The sequence below is a fragment of the Xanthobacter wiegelii genome, from assembly GCF_043193855.2.
Classification (GTDB): domain Bacteria; phylum Pseudomonadota; class Alphaproteobacteria; order Rhizobiales; family Xanthobacteraceae; genus Xanthobacter; species Xanthobacter flavus_A.
The window spans coordinates 4,653,423-4,665,275 of the sequence record NZ_CM195529.1; the positions used below are offsets into that span (position 1 = coordinate 4,653,423).

Annotated in this window: 10 protein-coding genes and 1 riboswitch; of the genes, 8 read left to right on the top strand and 2 right to left on the bottom strand. The window is 69.5% G+C overall.

The annotated features are described in order from the left end of the window. The first annotated feature begins 30 nt into the window (after positions 1 to 30). The gene (gene alr, locus V5F63_RS21735; RefSeq protein ID WP_509210841.1) at positions 31 to 1,113 is read left to right on the top strand and encodes an alanine racemase; all 1,083 of its coding nucleotides are present in this window, start codon (positions 31 to 33) and stop codon (positions 1,111 to 1,113) included. On the opposite strand, the gene V5F63_RS21740 is transcribed toward alr, so the two are convergent. Beyond that, a complete protein-coding gene (locus V5F63_RS21740; protein WP_394101118.1) occupies positions 1,098 to 2,285 on the bottom strand; it encodes an aromatic ring-hydroxylating oxygenase subunit alpha in 1,188 nt (395 codons plus the stop codon). The two genes, alr and V5F63_RS21740, sit on opposite strands and share 16 nt — an antisense overlap. Before the next feature lie 228 nt (positions 2,286 to 2,513). On the opposite strand from V5F63_RS21740, the gene radA reads away from it, so the two are divergent. The 4 genes from radA (at position 2,514) to V5F63_RS21760 (ending at position 7,171) form a co-directional block, all read left to right on the top strand. After that, on the top strand, positions 2,514 to 4,007 hold the full coding sequence (radA, locus tag V5F63_RS21745; RefSeq protein ID WP_394028926.1) for a DNA repair protein RadA: 1,494 nt from the start codon (positions 2,514 to 2,516) through the stop codon (positions 4,005 to 4,007). Positions 4,008 to 4,115: 108 nt separating this feature from the next. Beyond that, on the top strand, positions 4,116 to 4,691 hold the full coding sequence (locus V5F63_RS21750; protein ID WP_245327250.1) for a CvpA family protein: 576 nt from the start codon (positions 4,116 to 4,118) through the stop codon (positions 4,689 to 4,691). A gap of 146 nt (positions 4,692 to 4,837) precedes the next feature. Beyond that, complete coding sequence (gene purF / locus V5F63_RS21755) at positions 4,838 to 6,373, top strand: amidophosphoribosyltransferase (RefSeq protein WP_394028814.1); 1,536 nt, start codon at positions 4,838 to 4,840, stop codon at positions 6,371 to 6,373. A gap of 54 nt (positions 6,374 to 6,427) precedes the next feature. After that, positions 6,428 to 7,171: an SDR family NAD(P)-dependent oxidoreductase gene (locus V5F63_RS21760; protein ID WP_394028815.1), complete on the top strand. Its 744-nt coding sequence runs from the start codon at positions 6,428 to 6,430 to the stop codon at positions 7,169 to 7,171. A 498-nt stretch (positions 7,172 to 7,669) separates the two neighbouring features. Here V5F63_RS21760 and V5F63_RS21765 read toward each other — a convergent pair whose 3' ends face one another. Continuing rightward, positions 7,670 to 9,346, bottom strand: coding sequence for a lysine--tRNA ligase (locus V5F63_RS21765; RefSeq protein ID WP_394101117.1), 1,677 nt, complete (start codon positions 9,344 to 9,346; stop codon positions 7,670 to 7,672). 157 nt (positions 9,347 to 9,503) lie between these two features. Next, positions 9,504 to 9,606: riboswitch (glycine riboswitch) on the top strand. A gap of 198 nt (positions 9,607 to 9,804) precedes the next feature. Here V5F63_RS21765 and gcvT point away from each other — a divergent pair. Genes gcvT through V5F63_RS21780 form a run of 3 tightly spaced genes read left to right on the top strand, consistent with a single transcriptional unit; the run spans position 9,805 to position 11,843 of the window. After that, on the top strand, positions 9,805 to 10,971 hold the full coding sequence (gene gcvT, locus V5F63_RS21770; RefSeq protein ID WP_394101116.1) for a glycine cleavage system aminomethyltransferase GcvT: 1,167 nt from the start codon (positions 9,805 to 9,807) through the stop codon (positions 10,969 to 10,971). Between the two features lie 2 nt (positions 10,972 to 10,973). Then, the gene (gcvH, locus tag V5F63_RS21775) at positions 10,974 to 11,345 is read left to right on the top strand and encodes a glycine cleavage system protein GcvH (RefSeq protein ID WP_209485621.1); all 372 of its coding nucleotides are present in this window, start codon (positions 10,974 to 10,976) and stop codon (positions 11,343 to 11,345) included. A gap of 21 nt (positions 11,346 to 11,366) precedes the next feature. Next, a complete protein-coding gene (locus V5F63_RS21780) occupies positions 11,367 to 11,843 on the top strand; it encodes an OsmC family protein (RefSeq protein ID WP_209485623.1) in 477 nt (158 codons plus the stop codon). Positions 11,844 to 11,853 lie beyond the last annotated feature (10 nt).

Below are 11,853 nucleotides of genomic sequence, written 5' to 3' on the forward strand. Positions count from 1 at the left end.
CAGGCGCGCGAGGAGCGCGAGGCCGGTGCCATCCTCACCGTCGATCTTTCGGCCGTCGCCGACAATTGGCGCACCCTCGCGGCGCTCGCCGCCCCGGCCGAATGCGCGGCGGTTGTGAAGGCGAACGCCTACGGCCTCGGCATCGCCCGCGTCGCCCCGGCCCTGTGGCAGGCGGGCGCCCGCACCTTCTTCGTCGCCCATTTCAAGGAAGCGCTGGAGCTGCGCGCGCTCCTGCCCGAGGCGATGATCTACGTCCTCAACGGCCTGCTGCCGCAGACCGCCCCGGACCATGCCGCGGCGAACCTGCGCCCGGTGCTGGGCTCTGTGCCCGAAATCACCGAGTGGAGCGACTTCTGCCGCGATCAGGGCGCGGACCTGCCCACCGCCATTCATGTGGATACCGGCATGAACCGGCTTGGCCTGTCGGTGGACGAGGCGGTTCAGCTCGCCGGCACGCGCAGGATGCTCGGCTTCACGCCGAGCCTCGTCATGAGCCACCTTGCCTGCGCCGACACGCCCGGCCACCCGCTCACCGCCCGCCAGCGCGCGGTGTTCGCGGACGTGATCCGCCGCTTCCGGGGCGTGCCGGGCTCGCTGGCCAATTCCGCCGGCACCCTGCTGGGGCGGGATTTCCGCTTCGAGCTGGTGCGGCCGGGCATCTTTCTCTATGGCGGCGTCGCCATCACCGGCGTGCCGCCGCTGCGGCCCGTGGTGCGGCTGGAAGCCAAGATCATCCAGGTGTCGCGTGTCGCGGCCGGCGAAACGGTCGGCTATGGCGCCGCCGAGCGGCTGAAGCGGCCGAGCCGCATCGCCACCGTCTCCATCGGCTATGCGGACGGCCTGTTCCGCGCCGCCGGGTCTTCCGACCTCGCCAAGGGCGTGGAGGCCATCGTTGCCGGCCGGCGCTGCCACCTCGTGGGGCGCGTCTCCATGGACCTCGCCACCCTCGACATCACCGACCTGCCGGAAGGCTCCGTGCAGCGGGGCGACGTGGCGGTATTCCTCGGCGACGGCATCAGCGTGGACGACCTCGCCGCCCGCTCCGGCACCATCGGCTACGAGGTGCTGACCTCCCTCGGCGCCCGCTACGCCCGCCGCTACATCGGCGGCTGAGGCGCGAGGGGCTGGCGCGCGGCGGCGAGTTCCGCCGCATAGGTCTCCTCGAACCAGCCGATGCGCGTCTCGAAGGCGGGGCTCAGGCGCTGGTCCTCGGTGATCTGGCGGGCGACGGTCTGCTGGCCCTCGCATACCGCATTGTCCTCGGCCAGGACCCGGCGGGCATAGAAGGGCACGATGCGGGCGACGACCTTCTGCGCGAACCGGTCGAAGACGCCCAGAAGCCCCGGCCGCGGCGGCGCGATCGGGCCGTCGATGAGCCAGGCCTCCAGCCGCGAGCGGTCATGGGCCAGCGGCGCATAGCGCAGCACCATCACCGAATAATAGGCGCGGCCGAGCAGAGTGATGGTGTGGAACTGGGACGCCCCGAAGGTGGGGAACAGGTTCATGATGAAATAGTCGCGGGCCCGGTAGGTGCCGGCCCGGCAATCCGCGAGCACGCCGGCCACCGGGTCGTCGCCGGGCTCGGTGGTATAGGCGCTGTGCCGGCCGAAGCGGGCATAGGTGACATCCTTCGCCTTCAGATAGCCGTTGGCGCCGAAGGTGGAGGGGTGGACGGCGACGATATGGTAATCGTCCAGCGTCACGTGGGTGAGGAACTTCCAGTTGGCCGGCACCTCGGCGCAGAAGCGCGTGAACGCCTGCCCCGGCGGGCAGAGCGCGGCGAGGATGGGCGCGGCATCGCCCAGAAAATCCGCGAGGCTCTCGCCGCCGGGATGGGGGAAGCGCCCGAACACGAGCCCGGCGAACGCCTCCACCTCGATGGACTTCAGCCGCGCGCCGAGCTGCTTGGGCAGGCAGCCATAGGCCTCGTCGCAGACAGGAATGCCCAGCGCCTGACCCTCGGCGTTGTAGCGCCAGTGATGGAAGGCGCAGACCACCGCGCCCTTGCCGCTGCGTTCGCGGCGGATGGGATGGAAGCGGTGGGCGCAGACATTCTCGAAGCCGCGCAGCCGGTCGCCGAAGCGCTGGATGAAGACCGAGCGCCCGCCGAGATCGGTGCGGAACCACTGGCCATCCTCCGCCACCTCGGCATCGAGGCACAGGAAGGTCCACACCCGCCCCAGCGCCTGCTGCTCCGCGGCGAAGGCCGCCGGATCGGACGCCGCGCGCGCCCATGCGGCCACTTCGGCCGGGCCGGGGGCGGGTGCGTTCGGCGCAGCAGGCATGGGAGCCGGTTGGTCTCGGAACACGGGCAATTCCCTGAATGCGCAAAAAGGGCTGCACGCTGATTAGCAGAGGTGCCCTGATCCTGCCACTTGGGGATGCTCCGCAGAAAGGGCGCAACCGCGCACCTTCCCCGGCGTGCGCGGGGCCGATGGGATATATAGAGAACATCGCCCGAGATTCGGGCTTCTCAAGACCCGGCCGGCCCGCCCGCGCCGAGGGTGATGCTCATGGCCCGGCGCGACACGTCCTTCATCTGCCAGTCCTGCGGCGCGGTCTATGCGCGCTGGCAGGGCAAGTGCGAGGGGTGCGGCGGCTGGAACACCATTTCCGAGGAAGTGGCGGTGGCCGCCAGCGTCCCCGCCGCCCAGCGCTCCGGCCGGAAGGGCCGCGCGGTGGTGCTGGAGAAGCTGGAGGGCACGGCCAAGCCCGCCCCGCGTCTCGTCTCAGGCATCGGCGAACTCGACCGGGTGGCCGGGGGCGGCTTCGTGCCCGGCTCCATCCTGCTCATCGGCGGCGATCCCGGCATCGGCAAGTCCACCCTGCTGGTGCAGGCCTCAGCCGCGCTGGCCCAGCGCGGGCTGCGCGTCGTCTACGTCTCCGGCGAGGAGGCGGTGGACCAGGTGCGCCTGCGCGCCCAGCGGCTCGGACTGGAAAAGGCCGAGGTCGGCCTCGCCGCCGAGACCAATGCGGAGAACATCATCGCCACGCTGTCGGGCGGGCCACCCGTTCACATGGTCGTGATCGATTCCATCCAGACCATGTGGTCGGACAGCGTGGAGAGCGCGCCAGGAACGGTGACGCAGGTGCGCACCTCGGCCCAGCTTCTCGTGCGCTACGCCAAGCAGACCGGCGCCTGCGTCATCCTCGTCGGCCATGTCACCAAGGACGGGCAGATCGCCGGCCCGCGCGTCGTGGAGCACATGGTGGACGCAGTGTTCTCCTTCGAGGGCGACGGCGGCCACCAGTTCCGCATCCTGCGCGCCCAGAAGAACCGCTTCGGCCCCACCGACGAGATCGGCGTGTTCGAGATGACGGGGCGCGGCCTCTCCGAGGTGGCCAACCCCTCCGAGCTGTTCCTCTCCAACCGCGACGCCGGCGCGCCGGGCACCGCCGTGTTCGCCGGCATGGAGGGCACGCGCCCGGTGCTGGTGGAGATCCAGGCGCTGGTCGCCCCCTCCTCCCTCGGCACGCCGCGCCGGGCGGTGGTGGGCTGGGACCCCAACCGCCTCTCCATGGTGCTGGCGGTGCTGGATGCCCGCTGCGGCGTGCGGCTCGGCGGGCACGATGTCTATCTCAACGTGGCGGGCGGGCTGAAGATCGGCGAGCCGGCGGCGGACCTCGCGGTGGCCGCCGCCCTCGTCTCCTCGCTCACCGGCGCGCCTTTGCCGGCGGATGCGGTGCATTTCGGCGAGGCGAGCCTCACGGGGGCGGTGCGCCCCGTCTCGCAGGCGCAGGCGCGGCTGAAGGAGGCGGCGAAGCTCGGCTTCGCCAGCGCCATCATCCCCTCCGGCGGCCTCGACGGGCTCGACCCGCCGGTGTCGGTGCGGCCGGTGTCGTCTCTGGCGGAGCTGGTGGCCGGCATCGCGGCCAGCGCCCCCCGCCGGCCAGCCGGGCGCGAGACGCGCGACTCTGCCATGCGCGAGGCGCGGGGCAGCCATGACCGCAATCCCCCACAAAGGGCCGTGGAACATGCGGAATGGGGCGACGACGAGGAAAGGTGACGCGGGCGGGCGCGCAAGCTATATCACCCCCGCGGCCGGGCCTCCGGGGGAGGGGCATGTCGCGCGCATGCGCGCTTGGCGGTGCGCCTATCACGGATCGATGCGCCGATGCCCATAACCTTGCTCGACATTATCGTTCTCTCTGTGATGCTGATTTCCGGCATCCTGGCGATGGTCCGGGGCTTCCTCCGGGAGGTCTTCTCCATCCTCTCGTGGGTCGTCGCGGCCGGTGTCACGGTGTATTTCTACAAGTCGGCACTGCCTGTGGTGAAGCAGTACATCTCGCAGGATTCGGCTGCTCTTGCCGTGACGGTGGCGTTGCTGTTCCTCGGTACGCTGCTGATTGCCTCCATCATCACCGCGCGCATCTCGGACCTGGTGCTCGACAGCCGAATCGGCGCCCTCGACCGCACGCTCGGCTTCGCCTTCGGCCTCGCCCGCGGCCTGCTGCTGATGGTGATCGCGCTCCTGTTCTTCAACTGGCTGGTGCCGCCGGAGAAGCAGCCCCCGTGGGTCGCCAACGCCAAATCGCTCCCCGCCATCACGAAAGCGGGGGAGTGGCTGAAGGCGCAGTTGCCGGATGACCCTGAAAACACCATCTTGAGCAAGTTGAAGAAGCCGCCCGCCGCTGAGGAGGGCGACACGCCTGCCGCCCCGGCCGCCCCGACGGGGGGACAGCGGTAGGTTCTTTTTGGGGGCAGCAACAGGCCGGCCGGTCGGCCGGGGCAGTCACGCGGGGGCGCTTCGCCTTCCGCGCTATGGGTGCTCCCGGTCCAACCTTCCCGGCGCAAGCTCGCACGGTGCCGCCTGACCGGCCCTGCGGAGGGTGCATGATGGACTTGGGATGTGACGGGCCGATCTCAGCGGCCGGCGAAGACGGCGCTTCGATCGCGGACGGCCATGGCCGCCCCGGCAACCTCGATCTCGACCTGAACGGCGATCGCCTCCGCGAGGAATGCGGTGTCTTCGGCATCTACAATCACCCCGAGGCGGCGGCCATCACCGCCATCGGCCTCCACGCCCTCCAGCATCGCGGACAGGAAGCCGCCGGCATCGTCTCCTATGACGGCCGCCGCTTCCATTCCGAGCGCCGCCTCGGCCTCGTGGGCGACGCCTTCTCCGACGCCGCCGTCATCGCCCGCCTGCCCGGCGACAGCGCGGTGGGCCATGTGCGCTACTCCACCACCGGCGAGACCCTGCTGCGCAACGTGCAGCCGCTCTTCGCCGAGCTGGATGCCGGCGGCTTCGCCGTGGGCCACAATGGCAACCTCACCAACGGCCTCACCCTGCGCCGCCAATTGGTGCGCGAAGGCGCCATCACCCAGTCCACCACCGACACCGAGGTGATCCTCCACCTCGTGGCGCGCTCCCGGAAGCCCCGCTTCGTGGACCGCTTCATCGATGCCATCCGCACCCTGGAAGGCGCCTATTCGCTGGTGGCGCTCACCAACAAGAAGCTCATCGGCGCCCGCGACCCCCTCGGCATCCGTCCGCTGGTGCTGGGCTCGCTGGAGGGCTCGCCCATCCTCGCCTCCGAGACCTGCGCCCTCGACATCATCGGCGCGCGCTACGTGCGCGACATCGAGAACGGCGAGGTCATCGTGATCGACGAGGAGGGCGTGCAGTCCTTCAAGCCGTTCCCGGAGATGGCGCCGCGCCCCTGCATCTTCGAGTACATCTATTTCGCCCGGCCGGATTCCGTGGTCGGCGGGCGCTCCGTCTATCAGGTGCGCAAGAACATGGGCCGCGTGCTGGCCACCGAAAGCCCGGCCAATGCGGACGTGATCGTTCCGGTGCCGGATTCCGGCGTGCCGGCGGCCATCGGCTTCTCCCAGACCTCGGGCATCCCCTACGAGCTGGGCATCATCCGCAACCATTACGTCGGCCGCACCTTCATCCAGCCCACCCAGTCCATCCGCGACCAGGGCGTGCGCATGAAGCATTCCGCCAACCGCTCGGTGGTGGAGGGCAAGAGCATCGTCCTCGTGGACGACAGCCTCGTGCGCGGCACCACCTCGGTGAAGATCGTGCAGATGATGCGTGATGCCGGCGCCAAGGAGGTGCATTTCCGCATCGCCTCCCCGCCCATCACCCACCCGGACTATTACGGCATCGACACGCCGGACCGGGACAAACTGCTCGCCGCCACCCATGATCTGGAAGGCATGCGCCGCTATATCGGCGCGGATTCGCTGGCCTTCCTCTCGGTGGATGGTGTCTACCGCGCCATGGGCTTCGAGGGGCGCGACCCGGTGCGGCCGCAGTTCACCGACCACTGCTTCACCGGCGATTATCCCACCCCCCTCACCGACCGCGCCGGCGCGGTGGGCCAGCAGCAGCTCTCGCTGCTCGCCGAAGCGAGCTGAGCTCCAACGCCTTCCCGGGCCGGGAGGGCGCCCCTCCCGACCACAGGACCCCGCATGACCGACCGGCCGCTTGCCGAAAAGATCGCCCTCGTCACCGGCGCCACGCGCGGCATCGGCGCCGCCACCGCGGTGGCGCTGGCGAAAGCCGGCGCGCATGTGGTGTGCGTGGGCCGCTCGGAAGGCGGGCTGCAGGAGGTGGACGACGCCATCCGCGCCGTCGGCGGCAGCGCCACCCTGGTGCCGTTGAACCTCAAGGATTCCGACGGCATCGACCGGCTCGGCGGAGCGCTCTACGAGCGCTATGGCCGGCTCGACATCTATGTGGCCAATGCCGGCGTGCTCGGCCCGCTCTCCCCCCTCGGCCACGTCTTCCCGAAGGACTGGGACGATACGGTGGCGGTGAACCTCACCGCCAACTGGCGCTGCGTGCGCTCCTTCGATCCGCTGCTGAAGCTCTCCCCGGCGGGGCGGGCGGTGGTCGTTACCTCCGGCGCGGCCAGCAAGGCGCGCGCCTATTGGGGGCCCTACGCCATCACCAAGGCGGGGCTCGAGGTGATGGCCCGTACCTGGGCGGACGAAAGCGTATCGGGCAACCTCAAGGTCAACCTCTTCAACCCCGGCCCCATCCGCACCCTGATGCGCGCCAAGGCCTTCCCCGGCGAAGACCCGTCCACCCTCCCCGCCCCGGAAGACGCGGCCGAGGCCATCCTGCCCTTGTGCCTGCCCGCCTTCATGGAAACCGGCAAGCTCTACGACTTCCCGCAGAAGAAGCTGCTCAGCTTCCAGATGCCGGCGTAGGTGGGCTTGGAGGGCGGCTTTCGTCGTCCCACCCTGCCGTCGTGCTCCGGCTTGACCGAAGCACCCATCGCGCCGAAAGCGCAGGGTGCGGAAGCACTTGCATAACATTCCCGCGCGGCGCCCGGACGGGCCATGGGCCCTCCGGTCAAGCCGGAGGGCGACGGCGGTGTGGGGACAAGCCCCGGCCATGACTGTGGCGCCAATACTTCGACCGTTGCGTTGCCGGGCTACGGCGCCTCCCCTCTCCCCTTGCGGGAGAGGGGCAGGGGGTGAGGGGGCTGCCTCCACCTTCAATGCGTTCGGACGAAGGGCGCGACACCCCTCACCCCGACCCTTTCCCGCAAGGGGAGAGGGGGCAAGACCGCTCAAGCCAACTTGCCCGTCATCCCCCGGTTTATCCGGGGGATCCACCCATCCGCCAGCGCTCTGCCTCAAGACCCAGCCCGACCCAACGGTGGATCGCCCGGATAAACCGGGCGATGACGGCTCTTGGTCTCCTCACGCCGCCGCCAGCTCTCCGGCCAGCGCCTTGCGGATCAGCTCGCGCGTCTCGGCCACGCCGTAGATGGCGACGAAGGAGCCGAAGCGGGGGCCGCGCTCCAGGCCGAGGAGCACCTGATAGAGCGTGTTGAACCACTCCACCGAGACGCCCGGCCGCTCGGGCGTGGCGCCCTTGGCCTTGAGGTCCTGGTAGCGCGGGATGGGGCGGGCGACGTCGTAGAGCACGGTCTGGATGTCGTCGGCGCTCGCGCCGGCCGGAAGCGCGGCCAGCGCCGCGTCGAGCGTCTCCAGCGCGTCGCGCTCCACCTCGTCGGGGACGCGGAAGACCTTGTTGGGCTTCACGAAGTCATGGAAATAGCGAACGGCATAGCCCACCAGCTCATGCAGCTTGGGGTGCGTCTGGTCCGACACGCCGGGCACATGGCGCTTGAGGAAGCCCCACAGCACGCTCTCGTCCTCGGTGTTGGAGGCGGAGGCGAGGTTGAGGAGCATGGTGAAGCTCACCGGCATGTCCACGTCCGGCGGGTTGCCGGCATGGATGTGGTAGACTGGATTGCCGAAGCGCAGCTTCCAGTCCTGCTGCGGATAGCGGGCGAGGAAGTTGAAATATTCGTCCACCGCCTTCGGGATCACGTCGAAGTGCAGCTTCTTCGCCGAGCGCGGCGACTGGAACATGTAGAGCGCGAGACTCTCCGGGCTCGCATAGGTCAGCCACTCGTCGATGGTGAGACCGTTGCCCTTGGACTTGGAGATCTTCTGGCCCTTCTCGTCCAGGAACAGCTCATAGACGAAATGCTCCGGCGCGGTGCCGCCGAGGATCTGGCAGATCCTGTCGTAGATCGGCGCGTTGGTCTGGTGATCCTTGCCGAACATCTCGAAATCGACATCGAGCGCCGCCCAGCGGGCGCCGAAGTCCGGCTTCCACTGCAGCTTCACCCTGCCGCCGGTAACGGGGAGCGTCGTCTCCGTGCCGTCCTCGTCGTCGAAGGTGATGGTGCCGGCCTTGGCGTCCACGTTCTTCAAGGGCACGTAGAGCACGCGGCCGGAGGTGGGCGAGATGGGCAGGAAGGGCGAATAGGTCGCCTGCCGCTCCTCGCCGAGGGTGGGCAGCATGACGGCCATGATCTCGTCGTACTTCTCCGCCGCCTTCAGCAGCACGGCGTCGAGCTTGCCGGAGAGGTAATAGTCGGTGGCGCTGGCGAACTCGTAATCGAAGCCGAAGGTGTCGAGGAAGCGCCGGAGCATGGCGTTGTTGTGCGCGCCGAAGCTGGGATAATCGCCGCCGAACGGGTTCGGCACGCGGGTGAGCGGCATCTGGAGATAGGGGCGCAGCGCCGTCGGGTCCGGGACGTTCTCGGGGATCTTGCGCATCCCGTCCATGTCGTCGGAGAAGCACAGGAGGCGCGTCTTCACCTTGTCTTGCGTGAGGATGCGGAAGGCGTGGCGCACCATGGTGGTGCGCGCCACCTCGCCGAAGGTGCCGATGTGCGGCAGGCCCGAGGGGCCGTAGCCGGTCTCGAACAGCACCTCATCCTTGGGGCGGCGCTTGAGCCGCTCCACCAGCTTGCGCGCCTCCTCGAACGGCCAGGCGGTGGCCGTTTCCGCGACCGTCTTCAGCTCGGCGGCAAGCTGAGCGGGGTCGGCGGCGGCAGGCGAGGCTTCGGACGAGGACATGACAGGCTCCGGAAAAGGAGCGCGAACTTAGAAATCGCGCGTCGCGGCGTCAACGCGAGGCTGGTCCGCGCCGCGCGTTGACGCCGGGCCGCAAACGCCTATGCTGCACCTGCGTTCGCGCTGCCCCGGCGAAAGGGTGGCGCTTCCGCAACATCGGACGATCCCTGCGGGAGAGACCGGCAGCCTCATGGGGAGGTGTGCCGGCGCCGAAGGCGCAACCGCCCCGGAACCGCTCAGGCACCAAGGGCCGCAGGGGGACGAAACTCTGGAAAGCAGCCCCTCCGCGCCTTCAGGGCCGGGGACGGGCTCACCGAAGGAGTAAGCCGTGCCCTTCCACGAGGCGCGGTGAAATCTCTCAGGTCGGCAGACAGAGGGGGCGCCGCGCGGGCCGCGCAGGACCACCGGGAACGGGGTTCGGCAGGTCCGGACATTGGCGCCGTTCGTCCGGGAGTCCCCCTTTGGCCTCGTCCCCCGATTCGCATTCCGAGTCCGAGCCCTTGCTCGAAACCCCGCTCGCCGCCGCCCATGTGGCGCTCGGCGCCCGCATGGTGCCGTTCGCGGGCTATCTCATGCCGGTCCAGTATCCCGAGGGCATCCTCGCGGAGCACAACTGGACCCGCACGAACGCCGGCCTGTTCGACGTGTCCCACATGGGTCAGGCGCTACTCGTCGGGCCGGACCACGAGACCACCGCCCGCGCGCTGGAAGCCCTCGCCCCGGCGGATTTCGTGAACCTCGCCCCCGGCAGGCAGCGCTATTCCCAGCTGACAGCCGATGACGGCGGCATCCGCGACGACTTCATGGCCACCCGCCCGGCGGACCCGTCCGCCGACGGCACCCTGATCGTCGTGGTCAATGCCGCCTGCAAGGGCGCCGACTTCGCGCACATCGAAGCCAACCTGCCCGCCACGGTAAAGCTGGTGCAGCGCCCCGAACGGGCACTCCTCGCGCTGCAAGGCCCGGAAGCCGCGGCGGTGATGGCCCGTCACTGCCCGGAGGCGGCGGACCTCGACTTCATGACCGCCCTCCCCCTCGCCTTCGACGGCGTGCCGGTGGAGGTCTCCCGCTCCGGCTATACCGGCGAGGACGGCTACGAGATCTCCGTCGCGGCGGAGGACGCGCCCGCGCTCTGGGCGGCGCTGCTGGCCGAGCCGGAGGTGAAGGCCATCGGCCTCGGCGCCCGCGACAGCCTGCGCCTTGAGGCCGGGCTCTGCCTCTATGGCCACGACATCGATCTGACGACCTCGCCCATCGAGGCGGCGCTCAACTGGTCCATCCAGAAGCGCCGGCGCCTCGAGGGCGGCTTTCCCGGCGCCGCGCGCGTGCAGCACGAGCTGGCGGAAGGCTCCGCCCGCGTGCGCGTCGGGCTGAAGCTCGAAGGCCGCGCGCCGGCCCGCGAGGGCGCGGAGATCGCCTCGGGCGGTGAGATCGTCGGCCGCGTCACCTCGGGCGGCTTCGCCCCGACGCTGCAGGCGCCCATCGCCATGGGCTATGTGCCGCCGGCGCTGTCCGCGCCCGGCACAAGCCTCGACATAATGGTGCGCGGCAAGGCCCTGCCGGCCGCCGTCACCGCCCTTCCCTTCGTACCCACGCGCTACGCGCGCAAGCAGAAAACCGGGGGCTGACCATGAGTGTGCGCTACACCAAGGACCACGAATACGTCCGCATCGACGGCGACGTGGCGGTGGTCGGCATCTCCGACTACGCCCAGGGCCAGCTCGGCGACGTGGTGTTCGTGGAACTGCCCGAGATCGGCAAGGCCGTGGAGAAGGGCAAGGAAGCCGCCGTCGTCGAGAGCGTGAAGGCCGCGAGCGAGGTCTATGCCCCCATCTCCGGCGAGGTGGTGGAAGTGAACTCGGAACTCGAAGGCGCGCCCGGCCTCGTCAACGAGGATGCCGAGGGCAAGGGCTGGTTCCTGAAGCTGAAGCTCTCCAACCCCGCCGAGTTCGACGAGCTCATGAACGAGCACGCCTACAAGGACTATCTGGATACCCTGTGAGCGGACCGGGAGGCGGACACCATGAGCGACGACACCCCCATTGCCACCGTCCGCTGGGAACGCGGCGACGCCGTCTTCACGGACGGCCGCTATCCCCGCGCGCATCAATGGATGTTCGACGGGCTGACCGTGCCCGGCTCGTCCTCCCCCGCGGTGGTCCGCCTGCCCTTGTCGAAGGCCGATGCGGTGGACCCGGAGGAGGCGCTCGCCGCCTCCCTCTCCGCCTGCCACATGCTGTTCGTGCTGGATTTCGCCCGCCGGGGCGGCTTCTGCATCGACGTCTATGAGGACAAGGTCATGGCCGCTTTCGGCAAGACCGAGCGGGGCAAGACCTGGATTTCCCGCATCGCGCTCAACCCCGCCATCGTCTTCTCAGGCGAGAAGACGCCGACGGCCGAAGACGTGGCGGCATTGCACGACAAGGCCCACGACGAATGCTTCGTGGCCAATTCCCTGCGCTCGGAGGTGGTCATCACCCCGAGCTTCACCATCGCCTGAAACGGGATCA